Annotated in this window: 16 protein-coding genes; 6 read left to right on the top strand and 10 right to left on the bottom strand. The window is 42.8% G+C overall.

The genetic code is table 11. From position 1 onward, the window contains the following. Positions 1-16 precede the first annotated feature (16 nt). The 3 genes from AB4513_RS11995 to AB4513_RS11985 all read right to left on the bottom strand — a co-directional run bounded on the left by AB4513_RS11995 (position 17) and on the right by AB4513_RS11985 (position 1,903). Entirely contained in the window at positions 17-334 is a 318-nt protein-coding gene (locus AB4513_RS11995; RefSeq protein ID WP_102257314.1) for a hypothetical protein, read from the bottom strand. A 10-nt stretch (positions 335-344) separates the two neighbouring features. Beyond that, entirely contained in the window at positions 345-737 is a 393-nt protein-coding gene (locus AB4513_RS11990) for a hypothetical protein (RefSeq protein ID WP_102257315.1), read from the bottom strand. Positions 738-862: 125 nt separating this feature from the next. After that, positions 863-1,903, bottom strand: a complete 1,041-nt coding sequence (locus AB4513_RS11985) for a hypothetical protein (protein WP_133151951.1) — start codon at positions 1,901-1,903, stop codon at positions 863-865. A gap of 633 nt (positions 1,904-2,536) precedes the next feature. Between AB4513_RS11985 and AB4513_RS11980 the strand changes: the two genes are divergently transcribed. Both AB4513_RS11980 and AB4513_RS11975 read left to right on the top strand, forming a co-directional pair. Further along, a complete protein-coding gene (locus AB4513_RS11980; RefSeq protein ID WP_102257317.1) occupies positions 2,537-4,360 on the top strand; it encodes a M4 family metallopeptidase in 1,824 nt (607 codons plus the stop codon). Positions 4,361-4,684: 324 nt separating this feature from the next. After that, positions 4,685-5,896: a DUF3103 domain-containing protein gene (locus tag AB4513_RS11975; protein WP_102257318.1), complete on the top strand. Its 1,212-nt coding sequence runs from the start codon at positions 4,685-4,687 to the stop codon at positions 5,894-5,896. A gap of 92 nt (positions 5,897-5,988) precedes the next feature. On the opposite strand, the gene AB4513_RS11970 is transcribed toward AB4513_RS11975, so the two are convergent. Both AB4513_RS11970 and AB4513_RS11965 read right to left on the bottom strand, forming a co-directional pair. Next, complete coding sequence (locus AB4513_RS11970) at positions 5,989-6,306, bottom strand: Dabb family protein (RefSeq protein ID WP_081304112.1); 318 nt, start codon at positions 6,304-6,306, stop codon at positions 5,989-5,991. A 214-nt stretch (positions 6,307-6,520) separates the two neighbouring features. Continuing rightward, a complete protein-coding gene (locus AB4513_RS11965) occupies positions 6,521-6,760 on the bottom strand; it encodes a hypothetical protein (protein WP_017081013.1) in 240 nt (79 codons plus the stop codon). A 256-nt stretch (positions 6,761-7,016) separates the two neighbouring features. On the opposite strand from AB4513_RS11965, the gene AB4513_RS11960 reads away from it, so the two are divergent. Further along, complete coding sequence (locus tag AB4513_RS11960) at positions 7,017-7,901, top strand: LysR family transcriptional regulator (protein WP_017090766.1); 885 nt, start codon at positions 7,017-7,019, stop codon at positions 7,899-7,901. A 166-nt stretch (positions 7,902-8,067) separates the two neighbouring features. Here AB4513_RS11960 and tnaA read toward each other — a convergent pair whose 3' ends face one another. From tnaA to AB4513_RS11945, 3 genes are all read right to left on the bottom strand, one after another. Next, positions 8,068-9,540 (bottom strand): tryptophanase, encoded by a 1,473-nt coding sequence (gene tnaA, locus AB4513_RS11955; RefSeq protein WP_102257319.1) that lies wholly within the window; start codon positions 9,538-9,540, stop codon positions 8,068-8,070. An 851-nt stretch (positions 9,541-10,391) separates the two neighbouring features. After that, complete coding sequence (locus AB4513_RS11950; protein WP_102257320.1) at positions 10,392-12,080, bottom strand: GTPase family protein; 1,689 nt, start codon at positions 12,078-12,080, stop codon at positions 10,392-10,394. After that, positions 12,067-13,179 (bottom strand): YcjF family protein, encoded by a 1,113-nt coding sequence (locus tag AB4513_RS11945; RefSeq protein ID WP_029225580.1) that lies wholly within the window; start codon positions 13,177-13,179, stop codon positions 12,067-12,069. The genes AB4513_RS11950 and AB4513_RS11945 overlap by 14 nt, the downstream gene beginning before the upstream one ends. 239 nt (positions 13,180-13,418) lie before the next feature. Here AB4513_RS11945 and AB4513_RS11940 point away from each other — a divergent pair, with 239 nt between their 5' ends. Next, the gene (locus tag AB4513_RS11940) at positions 13,419-13,922 is read left to right on the top strand and encodes a peptide-methionine (S)-S-oxide reductase (protein WP_102257321.1); all 504 of its coding nucleotides are present in this window, start codon (positions 13,419-13,421) and stop codon (positions 13,920-13,922) included. 159 nt (positions 13,923-14,081) lie between these two features. Here the strand turns inward: AB4513_RS11940 and AB4513_RS11935 are convergent, their stop codons facing one another. Continuing rightward, positions 14,082-15,698, bottom strand: a complete 1,617-nt coding sequence (locus AB4513_RS11935) for a polysaccharide lyase 6 family protein (RefSeq protein WP_102257322.1) — start codon at positions 15,696-15,698, stop codon at positions 14,082-14,084. A gap of 85 nt (positions 15,699-15,783) precedes the next feature. Next, positions 15,784-17,556, bottom strand: a complete 1,773-nt coding sequence (locus AB4513_RS11930) for a sodium:solute symporter family transporter (protein WP_017077159.1) — start codon at positions 17,554-17,556, stop codon at positions 15,784-15,786. A gap of 510 nt (positions 17,557-18,066) precedes the next feature. On the opposite strand from AB4513_RS11930, the gene AB4513_RS11925 reads away from it, so the two are divergent. Both AB4513_RS11925 and AB4513_RS11920 read left to right on the top strand, forming a co-directional pair. Then, a complete protein-coding gene (locus AB4513_RS11925) occupies positions 18,067-18,675 on the top strand; it encodes a toxin-antitoxin system YwqK family antitoxin (RefSeq protein WP_102257323.1) in 609 nt (202 codons plus the stop codon). A 461-nt stretch (positions 18,676-19,136) separates the two neighbouring features. After that, positions 19,137-20,690 (top strand): methyl-accepting chemotaxis protein, encoded by a 1,554-nt coding sequence (locus AB4513_RS11920; protein ID WP_102257324.1) that lies wholly within the window; start codon positions 19,137-19,139, stop codon positions 20,688-20,690. Positions 20,691-20,964 lie beyond the last annotated feature (274 nt).

Raw genomic sequence — 20,964 nt, 5'->3', positions numbered from 1 at the left:
ACGCCATAGTCGTTTGTTAGCTTTTTTTACCACCTTCAATTGTTAATGTATTTAGGTCTTTAATTGCTTCTTTGTAAGCGTCATCCGATAGTAAATTTTCTTTGTGAGCTCTTTGTAGACCTAGACGATATTTTTCTCGGTTATTAATTAAATACCTACGACCAATAGCTATAGCTGCAAACACAGCAATTGCACCAACACCTACAATAGCTTCGTCTGCAACTCCTGGGATCAATGCCAACACGCCAACTAATAATGCAGGTAACTCTAATTGAGAAATTGCTGAAGAATTTTTTAATAATTTAGCAATTCTTTCTGCTTCTTCTTTATTCATAGCAAGTATCCTAGACAATAAAACGATATAAACAGAAAGCAAAAACACCTAAAGAATTAGGGATGATGACACCTCTCATTACATGCTTCTTTTCTGTAGGTAACCCATTCTCACATCGGACCCATGAAGAGTATCGATCTACATCTATAGACACAAAAATACAAAGTAAATAAATCACAACCCAGCCAAAATTACCTTCTATTGCACCTTTAGCGTCAACATGCACATCAGCAAGAATCGTTGCTAATGACATTATAAATACGGAGGTACCAACAGCGTAGTAATTAATTTTAGGTGTATTATCGCCATCTTTACGGCCTAACCTATTTGCATAAACACCAACCGCCACAAAAATTAATGGTGTTATTATGTTTAGCAGTATATTTGTCTGATTGACATCCATAATCTACTTAATACTCCTTGATTATGATAAAAAGCTAACGCCCACTTAAGCGGACAAAAATTGTTGGCTATACTTGTTGAGGAACGAAACAAAGCCAACTGTTTGTGTTCCGTTTAAAGTGCTTGTTATGCAATATCTGCAACGAGAGTCTTCGATTTTTCATTAATAAAGTAATAATTAGTAAATGCTTCAATAGCGTGATAATTTCTATGACAGTAAAATTTTAGATCTTTTTTTGATACATGCGATAATTGAATGAATTTATCAGTATCTATTACTCTGTAACTTGGCATGCTATCAAAAACATTACTACTATCAGGAATAGAGCTAGCGTATTCCTTATAATCAATTTCTTTTTCACCAATCAAATCATAAACATAATTTTTATAGATATCTTCCCCTTCATATTCGTCATCAAGTAGAACATAAAACTGAAAAGCACTAAATAGCTCCACATAACAATAAATAAACCTTGATTTTTTGTTAGCACATAAAACTAAACTATGAACTGGATAATGAGAGCTTTTATGTTTATTTTCTTCAAAGAAACCTTCTGATTTAGCCGTTGGCAGGAATGGAGATACTATTACTTTTTCTCTTATTACATTATTATCCAAGTCTATGATACATTTCATATTTTTTCTTAGTATGCCATTTTTTGCAGCGTAGCCTACAGCTACCTTCGCTAACCCCCGCTTGAATATAGTATTCCCTAAATCAAATGGAACATTAAAATTACCAGCTAAATCATCAAATATTACGACAGTATCATCTTCTTCAACTTTGCCATTTTTTATCAAATACTTTTTATAGTTCTGACCTGTCTTCTCAGAATCGGCATATATAGCCTTTTTATCCTTATCAAAAAATGGTTTTTTTGGAAAGAATTTACCATTTCTATAGAAGACATCAACACCATAGCCTTTGTGGAAAGCAGCAAAGCTTTGAGTCTTCTTTCTATCTCTTTTCAAATCTAGTCTAGAAACCCATGAACTAAATATACTATTAAATTTTTTATCTATGTCTTCGTTCAAAAATCTATTAGCTTCATCCGTTAAGATGTACTTTGATTTCATTTGTCCACCAAGTGAATTTGGAATGATGTGCTCAAGAGAACCGTCAACACCCTCATCGTCTTTAGTCGCTTTAATTTTCTTTCCGGTCAAATAACACTCAAACATAAATATCCATGTATTGCATAACAGCTATTAGACAGAGAAATTCTGTACTTAAATGCAGAATTTTTCTATCTAGTTTCTTATGCTGTCTATCTTAAGCGACTTACTCCATTCATAACAATAACTTATGCTTACTAATTTGTGATTGAACGAGAAAATGTAGAGTTTAGTTCTGCCTAACAAAACAAAATGAATAAAACTTGATAACTTCTCTGGAGAATATTGTTAAAACAAGTTTACTATTGATAATAAAAACAACATTTCCACTTCAAAAAACCGCTTATTTACTCATTTGTAATTAAGATAAAAACAGAAAAATATCGAAGTTAACTTAGATAACTTCATTCTATCAATTCAAACAAAACGGATTTTAATAACTCCCGCCCTATCATACGTTTACGATAAATAATAAAATTGGATTTTATAAAAATAATTTGATCAATAAGGAGCTTTGTAAACTTTGAATTACATACTCTAAAAATTAATCTCCCTGATAAACTTGTCATAATTCCAAATGCTCTTCCAATCTTGATTCGCAACACATGGCACAGATGTGTTGCATATAGACTTCCTATAAAGCCGTTGGGAAGAAGGAGTTTATATTAAAATCAGGAACGAAAAATGAACCAACAACGTCAACTAAGCTGGAAAATAGCAGCCATTCTAGGTACGTCTTTCGGCTTTACTGCACACGCTGCAGAAATGGTCAGAGTCGATAATGATGCATTACTACAACAAAGCCTCGTCGCGCAGTCGAAGAGTGTTGCTCCACTTGAATTAGGTTTTTCTGAAGTTAAACGGGTGGTATTGCCCAATGGAAAAACGAAAGTTCGCTACCAACAAACTCACCTAGGTTTACCCGTCTTTGATACTTCGGTCGTGGCCACCCTTTCCAAGAACCAACCCACTCAAGTGTTCGGTTCCATGGCACAGGGGATCAGTGGTGACCTATCCAGCATCGCGCCAAAACTGAATCGAGAACAAGCGATTGAAGCTGCGATATCCTCTCACCGCACGTTTACTGTCGGCAAAAAGTCGATTGAAAACAAAAACGCGAAACTGATGGTGAGATTGGATGAGAACCAAGTCGCCCAAGTGGTGTATCTGGTCGATTTCTTTATCGCGTCCTCAATGCCAGAGCGCCCTTTCTACTTTATTGATGCCACGACTGGCGATGTGCTCCAAAAATGGAATGGACTAAACCACGCTAAAGCATTAGGTACTGGCCCCGGTGGCAACCTCAAAACCACTCGATATGAATATGGCAGCGACTTCCCTAGCTTTCCCATCGACAAAACAGGCACGACTTGTACGTTAGAAAATGAATCAGTTAAGACAGTCGATTTGAGGAACGGAACCTCTGGCAGCGCAGCCTACAGCTACAACTGTGCCGACGGCACTAACTACACCGACCATAAATACATTAACGGGGCTTACTCGCCTCTTAACGATGCGCACTATTTTGGTAATGTCGTATTCGATATGTACAAAGAGTGGATGAACACTTCGCCTTTAACTTTCCAGCTGACGATGCGCGTTCATTACGGTACCGATTATGAAAACGCCTTTTGGAATGGCTCATCCATGACATTTGGGGATGGCAAAAACACCTTTTACCCATTGGTCGATATCAACGTGAGTGCTCACGAGGTTAGCCACGGGTTCACCGAGCAAAACTCCGGCCTTGTGTACCAAAACATGTCGGGCGGTATCAATGAAGCCTTCTCAGACATTGCGGGCGAAGCGGCTGAATACTACTTGCGTGGCAATGTGGATTGGGTGGTCGGAAGCGATATATTCAAATCAGAAGGCGGCTTGCGTTACTTTGATCAACCTTCAAAAGATGGTCGCTCGATTGATCACGCCTCGCAATACTACGATGGCTTGAACGTTCACTTATCTAGCGGTGTTTATAACCGTGCCTTTTACCTTTTAGCGAACAAATCGGGTTGGAATGTACGTAAGGGCTTTGAAATATTCACAGTCGCAAACCAACTGTATTGGACGGCAAACAGTACCTTTGATGCAGGTGCTTGTGGCGTAGCGAAAGCCGCAGCCGACATGGGCTATGTGGTTGCCGATGTTGAAGATGCTTTTAATACCGTAGGCGTTAATGCGAGTTGTGGTGTCACGCCGCCAAGTGGCAATGTGCTGACGAAAGGCACACCGATTGCGAACCTAAGCGGGAATCAATCTTCAGAGAGCTTCTACACGTTCACCGTTGATTCTGCATCAAACGTGACGGTTTCAATGTCTGGTGGTTCAGGTGATGCCGACCTTTACGTGAAATCGGGCAGCAAGCCAACCACATCGAGTTACGATTGTCGCCCTTATCGCGCTGGAAACAATGAGCAGTGCAGTGTGAGCGCGCAACCGGGCGTAACCTACCATGTGTTACTGCGCGGATACTCGAACTACTCTGGCCTAACGTTGCGTTTAGATTGAGTTAGAGCGAGCCTCTCAAACAAGTTGTAAATCGAGAACTAGCGGTTAACCGCGAAATAAAAACCTACTCACTTTGAGTAGGTTTTTTTATGACACACCCTAGTAGCTAATAATATTGTAAGTTATTTACTGATACGTTTATTAATTTATAAATATCAAGGTTACTTAGGCATTGTTTTATAAAAACAGTTTAAATTGAGATCCTGTGCTGCACAACGAAACAAAAATAACTGACTAACTTTTGAACACATTCACGTTACTGATAGGTTAATCCTTATAGGGCAAATGCTCTATTAATGATAAAAACTAAAATAAGGATTATTTATGAGACCATCTTTTCCTATCAGTATGGTGCTTGCAACGACAGTGGTTGGCTTCCAGTCTTATGCGCAAAATATTGAGACAACGGATTCATTAGGTATTGCAGAAAGTAGCGCAGCGCAAAAGCAATCTCTGGCGTTACAAATCAGCGAGCGTTATTCCGATCTTGAGCTCTCCTTAAAAGCTCAGATCTCAGAAAAGAACTTATCCGCGCCTGTAGATAAATTGAGCTCTACTCAGCCCTACTCTGCATTTTCAAGCCGGATGCAGAAAGCGGATCTTGGTTATCGCAAGATGAAAGGGATCAACGACTTCAGCGACTCTGTGTTAGAGGTTCGCATGGCTGATGAAGCGATGATTGAAGCCTGGAAGAACGGCGAAAGCCCATTATTCGCGTTTGAACCATCAGGCGATGATTCGAATTGGCAATACATTGAAGCGTATGACGTGTACGGACAAGTTCATGAATTAGATGTGTACCAAATGCCAGACGTCCCAGTGTTTGTGGTTGATAGTAACGGTGCTGAAGAGCTCAAAGCAGGCTTAATGGCAATGCAGGCAGAGATGCAAAAACTGGGTACTACAACGCAAATCAATGCCGTTAGCGATACCAATGCCGACGAGAGTAAACCTCAAAAACCGTCTTTGATGAACAGGGCACGTCGCTCGATGGCCTTGTCGGAACTTGAGCCGTTGAATACCACACAATTAACCAAAATCCGTTTAGCCGTCGACCAAGAACCTTGGATCTCTGGTAAAGCGGAAATCTACGCTATCGTGACGGGTGTCGATTCAAGTCGTTTAGAGCCCCAAATCGACCTCGTTGAGATGCCTTATCTGGACTACGACAAACAGACGTACTACCCGAACCAGACCGTCATCTTCTGGCCTCGCTACCGTTGGGGCGCTGCAGATATGATCTTAATGGAACACGATGATGGAACAGATTATAAAGCACTAGCAAAACTCTTGGTTCAAGCCGCAGAAGAGATACTGAAGATGATTCCTGATCCAGAAGTTCAAGGTTATGCGATCATCCCTCAGATCACAGGCAAGATTATCGATGTGATTCCTGATGGTGTATTAGTGAATGATGATGACTTCGTGGATGTGTACTACACCTTAATGCAGAACACACCTTATGTAGACCGTCCGGGCGCAGGCGGAAATGCTGTCGCATCGTTTGCACCAGTCACGATTTCACCAACAGAGTAAGTCGTTTCTTATTCAGTTAGGGCTTAAACGCTAGGCCCTAACTCTTCATTATCGAAGGTAAGTCAAACACAAGAGACCTACTCAGAACCTAATTACAGGGAGTAATCAAACACAATGATGTCTTCTAAAAGCGGACGAAATACATCTTTCAGCGCATCATGCTCAGGGTGCGGAAGGTAATTCTGGCGGCCTTCTTCATCAGCGAACGTCATTAACACTGAGTGGGTATAACCTTGATTCTTGTTTTCAGGGCTGTCATTTAATCCCCATTCTACTGAAGTGACCCCTTCAACCTTGTTTGGCATCGCTTCAAACAGCATCTTTAGTTTTTGAACCTCTGAAACCTCAGCGTTTTCTTTAAACTTAATCAGTAGAATATGACGAATCATTCCCGTTTCTTTTTGAGTCATTCCTTGTCCTTTCGAGTCGTTCGCTTACTGGTTTGTAATGCTTAACCAACACCCAATAGCGATCTAAATTAGAGAACAACAAAATGCCACACGTTACACAACATGCCAAGGCTAGATCGCTAGAGTTTATAAAATACTCCACAACCCAATAACGAAAAATGCTGCACCCAAGGGCGCAGCATTTCTCATGACAATGGTAAGCACATCTTTAACGTTAATCACGACGACCTGTAAGCTGGATCGTTTGGTCTTGATCTACGTTCTTTTGGAATTGGATTCCGCCGTTAGACGCTTCATTTCTTCCTTCCAGTGTTAAGTCAGATTCAACACGCTCAGCCTTTACTTGATTACCTTCGCTTCTTGTCATGTCGATAGTCCCTGTATACGTACCGTCGGCAGCAAAAGCCGTGTTCATTGAAAGAGCCATTAAGCCTAGTGCGATTAACTTTTTCATACATCACCTCATATTCTTTTTAATTATTTGTTCGTTTGGTATCTGTGTTTCTTTGTTGAGGTAACTTTAGCGCTTGAGTGAAAGCCATTCGAGGAAAAGCAAGATTTACCAAATGGAAAATCAATGGATTAGCGAAGTTCTGACGCGGTGCTGTCTTATAAGATTTTTATTGGCACTATGATATTAGAGTCACATAATTTCAGCACGCCTACCGCACCGAAATTACTACCTATAAAAGGATTCATTTGGAGAGCCTATGGACATCAATCTAGACATTCAAAATATCCTCGTCATCAAGCGTATGTATGAACTTCGCAATGTTGGGCTGGTTGCGGAGTCGTTAGGAAAAACCTCTGGGGCGATCAGCAAGAACCTTTCGAAATTAAAGTTACAGCTCGACGACCCACTGTTCATTCAAACCAAACACGGGTTTGAACCCACGACTTTTGTTGAAACCAACATCGAAAATTTTGAGCAGATCTTGAGCAGCGTTGAAGCAATTAAACACCAAGTATTTTCGCCAGAAACTTACCAAGGTGATATCAAAATCTACGCAAATACACTGTTCTGGGAGCGCTTTGGCTCGAAGCTCTACTTTGCTCTGAGTAAAGAAGCCCCGCATGCTCACTACTCATTCGTTCGGTGGGGAAGCAATGTGAGGAACAGGCTCATCGACGGCGAAGAATCCATAGCGGTTCATTACTTTGATGAAACCTTGCCACAGTCAATTTCTCAAATGGAATTCGGTAAAGGAAAAGTGGTGTTCTTCGTGAGAGAGGATCATCCAGCGAAAGACTTTGAGTCGCTCGCCAACTACCCAATCATTCTATTTAAAACCCCGGGATGGAATGACAATAAATACCCGATCCTTGATCGCCTTAGGAATATCGGTTTTCACGTCAACCCAAGAGTGGAAGTCGACCACCCTGCGATGATTCACGACGTTGTGTTCAAATCCGACTATTTTGGTATCACCCTCAATGGCAGCGTACCTGAAGGCTGTCGTAGTATTGATTTACCCGAAAAACTGACGATCGATGTGGGTTATGTGATGAGCTGCCGTCGTTCACAGAAAGACGCGCCTTTGAATCAGTGGCTATTCCAAATGTTGAAATCCACCCTAAAAAACAAACAAGCGTAGTTCAACATCTAAAGGCCTAAATGATTAACGGGTTAAGAGCTTATAAAGCTTAAAGACTTAGCCGCTTAGCTGCTTGATGACTTAACTCCCTACCATCCAAAAAAGAAAAGGCTCCCGAGGGAGCCTTTGATTAGGGTTCTAGTGACTATTCGCTTATGTTTTTATTTTAAAATGCTTCTTCGAGCGTTTGTTCGTTCTTTTTTTCTGTTTGTTTCTCGCTGGTTTCAACCTCTTTCAAGCGCGCAGTGAAATGTCTTAACACCGGCGGCTCGTAGGTAAAGTCGAGCCCTTTCACTTGTCCTGCATTCTCTTTCACTTTTTCAAATGCTTCGATGATGAAGTCCATGTGGGTTTGTGTGTAGGTCGCGCGAGGAATGGTAAGGCGCAATAACTCTGCAGGGCATGGGTGTTGTTCACCGGTTGCTGGGTCGCGACCTTGCAGCAATGAGCCAATCTCAACCGCTCTGATACCCGCGACTTTATAGAGTTCACACGCCAAAGCATGTGCTGGGAACTGACCTGCTGGAATGTGAGGAAGCAGTTTACCCGCATCGACAAACGCAGCGTGACCGCCTGCTTGCTGGCACACGATGCCCATCGCTTCTAAGCCATCAACAAGGTATTGAACCTGACCAATACGGTACTCTAACCAATCTTGGCGCATGCCGTCATAAAGGCCAACCGCAAGACGCTCCATCGCGCCACCTTCTAAGCCACCATAGGTTGGGAAGCCTTCTTGCACCACACACAAAGTTCGACACTCTGTGTACACATCCATGAAAGAGTCGTCTTTAAAGCACAACAAGCCGCCCATTTGCACCATGGCATCTTTCTTGGCAGACATGGCTAAGCCATCCGCGTATTTGTAAGACTCACGCGTGATCTGTTCGATTGTCCAATCTTGATAACCCGCTTCTCGTTGTTGAATGAAGTAGGCATTTTCAGCGTAACGTGCAGAATCCATGATCACAGGGATGTCGTACTTCTGAGCCACTTGATACACGGCTTTTAGGTTGGCGATAGACACTGGCTGTCCACCAGCAGAGTTACAAGTAATGGTGCTCACAATATAAGGAACATTGGCTGCGCCCGCTTCTAAAATCGCTTCTTCCAGCTTCACCACATCGAAGTTGCCTTTGAAGTCCGCATTCACTGAGGTATCGAACGCTTCTTTGGTATAAACGTTTTTCGCCACACAGCAATTCACTTGGGTGTGACCTTGTGTTGTATCGAAGAAGTAGTTCGACAAGGCGACCATTTTGCTGCGATCGAGCCCTTTCTCCATTTCACGCTTCTTGATAAGAACAGGAATGTAGATCTGCTCTGCGCCGCGCCCTTGGTGTGTTGGAATCGTCAACTCGTAACCGAAGATATCCTTAACCGCGTTCGACAATGCGTAGTAACTGCGGCTACCACTGTAAGCTTCATCACCCATTAACATCGCGGCTTGCATACGCTGAGTAATAGATCCTGTTCCGCTGTCTGTCAGTAAGTCGATAAACACATCATCACTGTCGAGCAAAAATGGGTTCATCCCCGCTTCGACAATGGCTTGTTCACGATAGGCGCGCGTTGTTCTTTTTACTGGCTCTACAACACGAATACGAAACGGTTCTGGTAGATGTTTGAAGTTTTCCATAATAATACCTTTCAATACATTCTGATCAGGTCGAAATGTATTTTCTTTAGATGTCACGAATCCTCACCATTAAATTAATAGATCCATATAAAGACACACGGAAAATTAACAGTGAAAATAAACAAGTTAAATAATGATTTATTAATCAAACCTAAACAGAGGCTGAGATAATTAGCGAGAACGACAAAACAACGAATATTCTGCACGGAATAATAAGTGCGACATTCATGTGTTCAAAGGTTATCAAAGCTGCTGATAGGTAAACAAAGCACGCTGCTTTGCTGGCGCGTGACGCCTAGAGGGTACTACTCTGAAGAAAGGCGGAACGAGAGCTGGTGATCTAAGGTATACCAAGCTAACAAGGTTAGCCATGTTGTTGATTGCCATTTCAGATACATGTTCACAATATATCCCTACGTTGAAATCAAGATGATCCGGAATTTAAATATAGTGCAATTGTTTTATAAATACAGCTTAGAAAAGTATAAATGTGATCAACATTTAGAATGATGATTAAATACGATAGCATGTTATATAAACTGTGAATCACAGCAGTTTATATACTATTAAACTAGTTCAGCGAGTTACTTAATAATATCGAATCTCTTTTAAACTCAAGACTTATCTAATAAGGGGCGAAGATGGCTGTTTTCTAAAAAACTATCTTCTAGGAATCTATCTTCTAGAGAGCTACTGAGCTAAAGAGCTAAGCTCTAAAACTCACCGTTCTAAAAAAGCTAAGCACTAAAGTTCTCAGCCTTAACTAAAAGAGATAAGCTCTCACGCTCCAAATAACTCAGTTCTGATGAGTCTCAGCCCCACCAGAACCGTTTTGCAGGCGCAGTCGTGGATTACTTTTTCTTCACGACTTGCTTGATGGCCATTTCAGCCAGTTTTGGCGTCGCTGCTTTCAAAGCACTGGGGGCAACCTTCTTACCCGCCTTGACCGCTTTATTCAGTTGGCCTTTAACCGACGTCCCTCTTTTCATGGCTTCTAAACGTTGGCGATTTCTCTGAACGTTATTTGCGTCAGCGATACGTTCAATCAACGTCTGCCTTAAAGTATCTAAACCAAACTGTACCTTTTCTGGCGCAATCGCCAGCGGTAACACTATATCGGTTTGCAGCAAGATATGATTGTATTCGAGCGCTTGAGCAATGATCTTCGCTTTGGTCGATGTTGGATTATCTAAGTCATACGGCGGCTGCCAATCGTCTACAGGCTTTAATCGGTCTACCTGATTCACAACCGACACCACAATCGGTTTCTTGCGTGAGATGTTCTTAGGATCGTCATAGAAAGCATCAAATCTATCTTTCAATTGCTTATCCAAATCACGCGCAGATTGATTGGCTTTAAGCACCCATAGCACCACATCGGCTTGGGTCATCTCTTTCAGCATTAAGGCTTCGGTTTTAAGGTTGCCATCAAGCCCCTGAAGATCAACAACGCGAACATCATTGTCGTCGACAAACGCGTTATACACAGTTGAAGTGTCGGTTGATGGCAGTACATCCACTTCAGCTACCAACTCTTGCTTAAGCGCATTGATAAGCGAAGATTTACCAGAGCTGGTTTGCCCCACCAGCACTATTCGCACAGGCTCTAATTCAGGAGCAAAGCGTTGTTCGTCGAGTTCAGACACACCGGACGCTTTCAGTGCTTCATCTTCAATGCTGAAACGTCCGCTGTAGAGGTCAATCGCCACCGCAGCGACTTCATCTAACAAGGCTTGTTTAGCGGCGTGTTGCATGTCATCAACCACACCTCTTGTCATTGAAGATGTCGCTTGCTCTCTCCCTAAATCAGAAACAACTTTTAACGGGTTCAAATAGAGGTTTTTGAGGTGATTCCCCCAAATAGCGGCCTTAACGATCTTCTGCCCTAGCTCGCCATATTTATCATAGGCTTCGTAGCCCGCCTTAATGTAAGAAACCTTGAGATACTCAATGCCCGGTATATGCTCTCGTACTACCAGTTTGTAGCGTCGGCTGACCTCTTCGAACAGCTTTAGTCCTTCAGGAATCGAGAAATCGAGCGATTTCTTATCAAACTTTTTCGCCACAAACTCAAGTACTTCTAAACCGGTTTGGTCTAGGTTGCCCCACTCTATGTCGACCAGTAATTGTTGTCGTACATGGTGTTTTGAATCATTCCAGATCGACAGTTCTTTTTGAGACCAATCAGCCGAAGCCTTAACCAATGCATCGTTGATATCAGCTTTTTTATGCTGTGATTCAGCTTCAGCAGTATCCTCACCAAGGCCGTCACTCTCTTTATTCGAGAAGGGCTCCGTACTTGAAGAGCGGCTTGAAGAATCGCGTGAAGAGCGGCTAGAAATGAACAGAGGAATGGTGAACACCAAGGTACTCACGGCAATGGCAATCGACATTTCGAGTAGGTAACCGTATTTGATCGCCAAGAAGACACCAAAACCCATCATGATAATGCTTGGGAAGATCGCCGAAATCAGAGCAATGCCCCAGCGGCCGCTCGATAGCACCGCCAGTAATCGAAATAGGTTTCTAATTTTCTTCATAGCCCGACGCCGCCTTTCCTTTTTTCAGGGATTCTTTGTAGATCTTCTGCATCTCTTGTTCAGACACTTCTTCGCCTTTGTTCTTATGATAGAAGTAAAAACAAGCCGCGCGACCTAAACCATAAGAGGTGCCGAAACTCATTGCCGCTGCAGCCACCGCACCTACCGTTTGACCATAAACTGGAATTAGCTTTATCAACTGTCGAGTGCCCAGCTTCATTCCGTATTGCAAAGCAAAACTGCTTCCCAGAGTGCCTATCAACTCACTGAAGACTCTCTTGTTCCACTCGACCCCATATTGATTCGCTAAACTATGAAGCATTTTCGCTTGAATCGCAGGTACCGACACCAAACCAACACCCGGAATCAGGTCGCTCGCTGCTGCACTTCCTGCATACCAAAGCACTTCGTTTTCAACTTGATCAAAGTTGGCTTCTTCTTGCGTGGAGTGCTCTTTGTCTTGCACCATCATTCCAATAACAGGAAGAATACTGGTCAGCTTTTCTAACAAGATGTCATAGTTGTAAATTGAACCACTGTTATTGCTCGAGTCATCCGTTTCGAAATCGACCGCGACGGATTCAAACTCTTTACCCCAAGCCTTCTCTACTTGGTTGGTGTTGAACTGAACCTGCCTTGCTCGATCTGTTTCACCGGAAGACAACACTGCAGTATGAACAAGCAGCAAGTGTTTAATTTTCTTCTGTTTCTTAATCTGCTTTAGAGCCGCAAGCACTGAGGATTGTTCAGGTTCGTCGGCTTTCATTACAACGACTAATGCATTACCTGCCTGACCAATCTCTTCCAGATCCTCTTTCGCATCATAATTCGCTTCGCTTAGTCCTCTGGTATCGAGAAAGCGCATCACGGGTTTGTCTTGTGGGAATTCGTAAGACATCGCCGTCATGGTACAAGGTGCAAAACCATTGCCCACTTCAACAGAAGAGTCGCCAGTCACCGCCTGAATAAACGATGACTTGCCCGCCCCCGTTTTTCCCAACAGCCACAATGTTGGCAGATGCTGACGCTGGTATTCATGGGCCTGAGTAAGATCTGGGTTCTTGCTCGGATTAATGAAGTCTTTTATTTGATCAAACATGTTCAGAGTAACGCTCACTTGATGTTGAGATTCGAGTTGATGACAAAGCAATACTGACTTATATAATCACAAATCATATTAAACTTATGTTTGTTCAGTCGCACAGGTTTACAATACCTAAACGCTTGTTTTTATTTGCGCGCTCATTTTTATAGACGCTTTTTTATACGTGCGGGTATCATCGTATTGATTCACACATCGAACAAACATCAACAAACACAGAGAAGTAAAAGGTAAGTATGGAACAAATTTATTTAGCTGGCGGTTGCTTATGGGGCGTACAGGAATTTATTAAGTACGTTCCTGGTGTTATCAGCACAGAAGCAGGCCGTGCCAATGGAAGCACCCACCAGCTAACAGAAAACGGGTCGACGCAGCAAAGCGATTACGATGGCTATGCAGAGTGCGTACAAATTGAATTTGATCCAAGCGTTACGTCTGTAATGATTTTGATGAAACACTTGTTTGAGATTATCGACCCTTACAGCGTGAATAAACAAGGTGTCGATGTCGGAGAAAAATACCGCACAGGCGTTTACAGTACTAACGCAGAACACTTAACCGAAGCTAAGCACTATATTGCCTCTCGTGACGACGCCGACCGTATCGCACTCGAGATATTACCGTTAACTCACTATGTCGCGAGTGATGACATCCACCAGCATCACTTAAGTCACTTCCCTGAAGATCACCACTTGTGCCATATCCCTTGGGATCTGCTGCATAAGTATAAATCACAGTAGTCACGACGTAAGATTGAGATGGTCACGACCTAAGATCGATAAAGCCTCAACAGATATTACCCGTTGAGGCTTTGGCTTTATCGGTGCTAATGGCCAAGACAGCTATCGTGAATTGGTTTGATAGCTCAAACCATTAAGCATTAGCCATTAGCCAATAAGTTACTTAGTCGTATTCTCAAGCACGTAGTCCGGACCCGCGGTTTCAGCCGTCACGACCGCAAGTTTAGACACATCTGCGCCTTCACCTTGGTAAGCGTTAATGCCGTTAGTAACGGTCATTGCGGGCAACTCAACAGAGAAGCTCGAGATCTGCTCAGATGCTGTCACTTGGCCAACATATGTTTCATTGTCATACGTTGCGCCCATTAGCGGGTAATCTTGCGTTGCACGTACACTTACAAACTCAGGAGATTGCGAGTTATCAACCACGTTGTGTTTGAACGCCACATCAACACCTGCATAAATCTTTTCAACTTCCGCATTATTGAACAGGCTAACACGGTGAGTTTGGTTGCCATAGATAATGCCCCACTCAGTGTCGACTAGAGAGTTATTTTCGATGGTGATGTTTTTCGGCGTCCACTGCTTGTTCAGCTCTTTGCCCTTCACCGATTGATCTAGCTGCTCACCATTCGCTACGTCGATGATACCTGTGTTAATAACAATGCCGCCACGTAGGTCAGCATTGCCTTCAATCACACCGTCACGTCCACGAGTATTCGCAATGTAGTTATTACGGATCACATGGTCTTCGTCGTAGATTCGAATACCACCCGTTAAGTTCTTTTTATTACCTAGAATAATGTTATTTTCAACACTACTTCCTTTACCATGACGCAAAGAAATCAAAGCTGAACTTTCAAAAATTGTATTTCCAGAAATTGTGTTGCCACCCGACTTAACTGAGACAAGCTCGCGCTCGCCATCCATGTCGATCATCAAGTTATTAACGAATTTTGAATTAGAGTCCCACTGAGAAGATTTTGAATCACCAATACGAAGTGCTTCCCAGCTGTTGCCGTTGTAACGAATCGCCTCTTTGATATCGAATTCATTGAACTGGTTAGGCTTTTGGTCCATGAAGATGTTATTTGCGATCAGGTGGTTGTCAGCTGTGTCATCTTTTTGCACACCAATCAAAGTGCCGCGCTTCTGCTTACCTTCGAAACGGTTGTTGATGACTTTGCCGTCTTTACCCCACAAAGAAACCCACAGGTATCTTGGGTATTCAGAACGACGCTCATCTGGTTGATATTCATAAGCGTGGTTGAAATAATAAAATGTTGAATTCTTTAAAGTGTTGTTGTCGCCCATCATTCGTACGCCGCCAAACCTTTCGTTTGGACCGCCTTCGGTAAACACTAGGCCATCAAGCGTGATGTTATCGCCTTTCAGTTCAAACTGAACTAGGCCAGTTAACCAGGCGGAACCCGCTTGCTCGGCTTTAATGGTGATGTCATTCGCCGTAATCGTCACTTGACCTAAGTTTGCGTATTTACCGGCAGGGATAATAACTTCGTCGCCATCTTTTAGGTTTTCAAATTGTGCTTTAAGCGCAGCGACTTGCTCTTCTGATGCAACGGCTAATGTGTTGCCATCGACCTCAGTTAAGCGGTCACTGTTCAATAGGTAACTACGGTCGATTTCGCTAATAGCTGGCGCAGCTTGTTCAGCGACACTGACTACGGGTGCTGTTTTCTCTTGTGTCGTACAGCCTGTTGCAAAAGCGAGCGTGAACGCGCTAATAATGCTTACCGATAATAGTTTTTTGTTCATCGTACATCTCACGTTAAAGTTTGGATTATAAAAATGACGGCCACCCATTTAGGTGGCCGTGATGTTATTTAGGATGCGTATTAAATTAGCCTTCGGCTGGAGTCACTTCGTCTTGTTGCTCGACTTTGTCATCGACTGCTTTAACAAGTAACAGACCAACAGAGAACACAATCAAACCACACAGAACGAATACCATGCGTCCCCACATAGGGTTTGGCAGTACGAACATAGTCATTACACCCACACCCGCTACCGCGATAAGTGAACCCAACATACGACGTTGCTTGTTATCCAGTTTCTTCTGTTCATTACTTTCAGCTACTAACGGTGTCGCTAGGTTATTGAAGAACTTGTCGACATCTTTCTCACGGTGTTCCGGTAATGGCTTGTAGAACAATGTTGAAAGAACGAAGAAGCCAGCAGTAAATACGATGTGACCGATAAGGCCGATAGCCACTTTCAGGTCAGCCCACTCACGGCCAGTTAGTTCGTTTAGACCGAACCAGTTTTGAATCATGTCCGCTGTGATAACGAAACCAACGAAGTAAGAAACTACACCACCAACGACTAGCGTGCCCCAGCCAGCCCAATCCGGAGTTTTACGGATAAAGAAGCCACAGAATGCAGGAATCGTCATTGGGAAGCCGATCAATGCGCCCACGTACATCATGGTGTCGAAAAGGCTCAGACCTTTAAGAGAGTTAATGAACAGAGCAACCAAGATGATCGCGATGCCGAAGAAAGTAGACGTTATTTTAGAAACGACCATTAGCTCTTTCTCTGTCGCTTTAGGGCGAAGAATCGGCTCGTAGAAGTTCTTAACAAAAATACCTGAGTTACGGTTTAGACCAGAGTCCATTGAAGACATTGTTGCTGCAAACATCGCGGCAATCAGAAGGCCAACCATACCAACCGGCATGTACTCTTGAACAAAGTAAAGGTAAGCGAAGTCAGCGGCTTTGCTGCCAGCTTCTGGGTAAGCAGCGGCTAAATCAACACCTTGACCTGCCATGAACCATGAAGGCATGAACCAAATGATTGGACCCAGTGTCATTAGTACACAAGCAAGCAGTGCTGCTTTACGTGCGTTGTTTGAGTCTTTCGCTGCAAGGTAACGGTAAGAGTTCAGCATGTTATTGGTGATACTGAACTGCTTCAAGAAGATGAACACCGCCCAGATGCTGAAAATGCTTAGGTAGTTAAGGTTATCACCCGTAATAAATGAATCGGTTGGGAAATCATTGATGATTTGCGTGACACCGCCACCGTGGTAGACCGCTACTACAGCACACGTTACGGTCACTGCCATGATGATAACCATCTGCATAAAGTCAGATGCGATTACCGCCCAAGAGCCGCCCGTTACTGACATCACCAGTACAACCAGACCCGTTAGGACAATCGTCGTCGTCATATCAAAGCCGAAGATACCTGATGCGATGATCGCAAGGCCGTTCAACCAGATACCTGCGGAGATAACGCTGTTTGGCATGCCAGACCAAGTAAACACTTGCTCATTCACCTTACCAAAACGCATACGAATCGCTTCAATAACCGTCACAACGCGCAGTTGGCGGAACTTCGGAGCGAAGTAAAGGTAGTTCATTAGGTAACCGAATGCGTTCGCGATAAAGATAATCGCTACGGCAAAACCATCGGTAAAGGCTTTACCTGCTGCACCAGTAAATGTCCACGCACTGAACTGGGTCATAAATGCGGTTGCACCTACCATCCACCACAACATATTACCTCCCCCACGGAAGTAATCACTCGTCGTACTTGTAAACGTTCGGAACATCCACCCTATTGCAATTAAGAATAGGAAGTAGATGCCAACTATCAGGGTATTGAGTTCCATCTTGAGACCTTTATTTATGTTTTTTGTTGAGGTCACTATAGATAGATGGCAAGCATATTTGTACTACAATAATCCAAATGCGTGACAGTGATCTTACAGTCTGACACTCAATTAATCATACAAGTGATCGAGTTCAAAGTTGCACCACCTACGAGCATAATTCCTCAAGTGAGTGCAGCCATCCGTACTATATTTCGACAAAAACCCCTAAAAAACATGAATAAACCCTCTAAAAAACGAAGAATTATCGACAAAAACCATTACTCGTCACGATCAAAGCTCAAAGAAGAACAGCAAAAATATCGTTAGATATAATTTATAAAAATGAATCAGACGAACACATTTGTAGTACAAATAAAATTGAAAATTTACTTTTAAAAGTTCCCTATATTAGGTAGCCAATAATGAAAACTTGAAAACCACTATTAGATACTGACAGTGGTTCTCGGAAGTGAAATGCTTTTAACACACCCGTTACACTTTCCCCTCGTCCATTAAAAAGGTGTCATTATGAAGAAATACGTTCCAATCTTAATTGCTCTTAGTACGGTATCTTCTATGAGCTATGCAGCCACCAGCGATGATGCTGTTGACTACTTACAAATGCGCAAAGGTGTGGCTTATCAAGTAAACCACTCAAAACCCTTTACTGGTCAATTTGAAGAGCAGTTCGATAACGGCCAAGTCGCGACCCAAGCTCAATTTGCCGATGGCCTAGAACTTGGGTTAGAAACCAACTGGTACCCAAATGGCCAAGTTGCTTCTAAAGTGAATTACGTTAAAGGTGAGCTGCAAGGTAAGGCCGAGACCTGGTATCCAAACGGACAGAAAAAAGCGGAGCTCAACTATAAAGACAATGAGCTGTCGGGTGTTGCCTCTCGCTGGTATCCCAATGGCGAACAAAGCCTAACAGCCGAATTCAGTGACGGGCAAAAAGATGGATTGGTAACGGACTACTACCCTAATGGCAATAAAGCCAGCCAAGCGAAATTTGATGAAGGCGAAGTCGCAAACGGGAAACTCACTCGCTGGAATACTAACGGAGACAAGGTTGAAGAACTGACCTTTAAAGACCACAAAGTCACGTCTAAACAGGTTTGGATGCCGACGGAAAGCTAATACTAAAAAACGGCTCTCACAGGGTTAGTCTCATACATATAAACGACTGCTGCTAACCCGTCTGCAATTAAGCGTCTAAAATTAAGCGACAAGAGCAAGAGACACAACAAGAGAAGACATGACAATAGAAACGAGCATTCATGTGACTAAGCGTGAATGTTCGTGGCTATTTCACTTGCTCTTTTCACTACCACTTCCCCTTATCACTTTGGTCCGACTATACCTCAATCTCTCGTTATTATTTACAGCACTCCATCTAGTGATAAAACAATCACCAATAGTCATTGAAAATAATAAATATTTAACTTGCGCATAACCTTTCCATAAAATACTGTAAGCAAACGTTTCCGTTGCGAGTCAGATCCCAGTTATCCGCTTGTAAGCTACTGATCACGCAAATAAGAGAAACGAGATTCCCAAATACGTTGTTGAGTCATATTGTTTTGCTTTGGTGCCTGCCTATGAAAATTAAAACCTCCCTTTTTAGCCTTGCTTGTTTATCCATTATTTCGTTATTGGTTGTCGTCTCATTCACTGAAATGGCAAACCTAAAGCTGATCAAACTTGAGAAAACCCTGATCAAGGTGAAGTCGCTTGAAGTTTCGATGCTTCAACTAAATCGAACGGAACTAGAGTTTCTGATCAGTCACGACAAAGCCCTCAAGCCTGAATTCGCCAAAGAGTATTCACACTTCCAACAGTTGATGAATAGCTTCTCTGTTTTACTTGAAGAGTCAGACATTGCTGTACCAGAGTTAGACAAACTGAATCGAGAAGTAAAACAATACGACAAAGATTTTTCCTTGATGGTAGACGCGATAGAACGCAACCCAGCAAAGGTCAGCGAACTGAAATCAGAAATGAAAATGCTGTTTGAAGATATCATCTCGATATTTACCGGCGTTGAAGGTCGTTTAGAACAACAGGTCGAATCGATTCAACAAACCATCACTACGTTTATTGTGAGTTCCGTAATCGCCGTCACTGGATTACTGATCGTACTGTCCTTTGGGATCTCATCGCGTGTCGCTAAGAAGATAGCCTCGTTAAACGCAACCATGTTGCACGTATCCCAACAACGTGACTTTACCGTTAAAGCGGAAGACAGCGGTTCAGATGAAATTGCGGATATTGCCAAGTCATTTAACACCGTATTAGAAGATATTCGTCAACTTGTTGGTCAAGTACAAGGGTCGATCCAAGAGCTCGGCAACATTTCGAACCAGTTGCAACACGACGGCATAAAAGTGGAAAGCGCTTTAAACAAGCAGCAACGACAAACAGAAAATATTGCGACCGCGATAAATCAAATGGGCAGCAATATCCAAAGTGTTGCGACCAATAGTGAAAATGCATCAGCAAATGCACAAACCAGCTTCTCCACGGCAAATGATGGCCTGAACGATGTGGCCTTCACCAGAGACACAATCAATACGCTTTCAACTGACTTAGTGAGTGCGAGTGAAGAAGTGAATCGCCTTTCTGTGCACTCAGAAAAGATCAATACCGTACTAGAAGTGATTAAAGACATTGCTGAACAAACCAACCTACTCGCTTTGAACGCCGCTATTGAAGCAGCGCGCGCTGGAGAGCAAGGTCGTGGTTTTGCGGTCGTCGCCGATGAAGTGAGAACCTTGGCTGGCAGAACACAGCTTTCAACCGAAGAGATCTCAACCATTATTCAAGGGGTTCAAGATCAAACCCAAATGGTGGTTAACACGATTCAAAATTGTTGTGAAAAAGGTAACAGCAGTGTCGACTCTTGTGAGAAGGCACATTCAAGAATCACATCGGTTATCGCAGACATGGAAACCATTCTAAATAACAGTTTAGAAGTCTCCAATGCTATGAAGGAGCAAAGTGAAGTGACGTCAGAGATCATCGAAAACGTAGATGCCATTAAACAGTTGACACTGACGAATGTAACGAGCGCTTCAAAAAACGCCGCTTCTGCAACTTCAGTAGTAGAACAAACAGACTCACTTGAACGCGCTGTCATCAACCTAAAAGCTTAGCTCTTAAGCCGCAGCTTACACGTTTTTGCTTATCAAACTATTCTCTACTCAAATTTCAGATAAAAAAACGCTCATGTTGCCTGTATCAACATGAGCGCAAGGGTAGATCTTCGACTACCGTCTCCTACCTTTCTAAACGAAAGCAGAAGTTATAATTAGAATAGTTGGGAGCAATAATCAAAATGCTTTCGCAAGCACTTCAACGATTTCTTCTTTGTCGCTAATAAGAACAACGGGTAACCATTCGAACCCTGTTCATTCCTATCAAGTTCAT

It is taken from the genome of Vibrio sp. 10N.222.54.E6 (genome assembly GCF_041473955.1).
GTDB lineage: Bacteria > Pseudomonadota > Gammaproteobacteria > Enterobacterales > Vibrionaceae > Vibrio > Vibrio tasmaniensis_A.
The sequence above is the reverse complement of the archived record's forward strand: the minus strand, read 5'-3'. Positions and strand labels throughout refer to the sequence as shown.

What these genes read in the sequence shown, in the direction of transcription:
- AB4513_RS11995 (WP_102257314.1), bottom strand. Translation starts at nt 334, where the DNA reads ATGAATAAAGAAGAAGCAGAAAGAATTGCTAAATTATTAAAAAATTCT.
- AB4513_RS11990 (WP_102257315.1), bottom strand. Translation starts at nt 737, where the DNA reads ATGGATGTCAATCAGACAAATATACTGCTAAACATAATAACACCATTA.
- AB4513_RS11980 (WP_102257317.1), top strand. Translation starts at nt 2,537, where the DNA reads ATGAACCAACAACGTCAACTAAGCTGGAAAATAGCAGCCATTCTAGGT.
- AB4513_RS11975 (WP_102257318.1), top strand. Translation starts at nt 4,685, where the DNA reads ATGAGACCATCTTTTCCTATCAGTATGGTGCTTGCAACGACAGTGGTT.
- AB4513_RS11970 (WP_081304112.1), bottom strand. Translation starts at nt 6,306, where the DNA reads ATGACTCAAAAAGAAACGGGAATGATTCGTCATATTCTACTGATTAAG.
- AB4513_RS11965 (WP_017081013.1), bottom strand. Translation starts at nt 6,760, where the DNA reads ATGAAAAAGTTAATCGCACTAGGCTTAATGGCTCTTTCAATGAACACG.
- AB4513_RS11960 (WP_017090766.1), top strand. Translation starts at nt 7,017, where the DNA reads ATGGACATCAATCTAGACATTCAAAATATCCTCGTCATCAAGCGTATG.
- tnaA (WP_102257319.1), bottom strand. Translation starts at nt 9,540, where the DNA reads ATGGAAAACTTCAAACATCTACCAGAACCGTTTCGTATTCGTGTTGTA.
- AB4513_RS11950 (WP_102257320.1), bottom strand. Translation starts at nt 12,080, where the DNA reads ATGAAGAAAATTAGAAACCTATTTCGATTACTGGCGGTGCTATCGAGC.
- AB4513_RS11945 (WP_029225580.1), bottom strand. Translation starts at nt 13,179, where the DNA reads ATGTTTGATCAAATAAAAGACTTCATTAATCCGAGCAAGAACCCAGAT.
- AB4513_RS11940 (WP_102257321.1), top strand. Translation starts at nt 13,419, where the DNA reads ATGGAACAAATTTATTTAGCTGGCGGTTGCTTATGGGGCGTACAGGAA.
- AB4513_RS11935 (WP_102257322.1), bottom strand. Translation starts at nt 15,698, where the DNA reads ATGAACAAAAAACTATTATCGGTAAGCATTATTAGCGCGTTCACGCTC.
- AB4513_RS11930 (WP_017077159.1), bottom strand. Translation starts at nt 17,556, where the DNA reads ATGGAACTCAATACCCTGATAGTTGGCATCTACTTCCTATTCTTAATT.
- AB4513_RS11925 (WP_102257323.1), top strand. Translation starts at nt 18,067, where the DNA reads ATGAAGAAATACGTTCCAATCTTAATTGCTCTTAGTACGGTATCTTCT.
- AB4513_RS11920 (WP_102257324.1), top strand. Translation starts at nt 19,137, where the DNA reads ATGAAAATTAAAACCTCCCTTTTTAGCCTTGCTTGTTTATCCATTATT.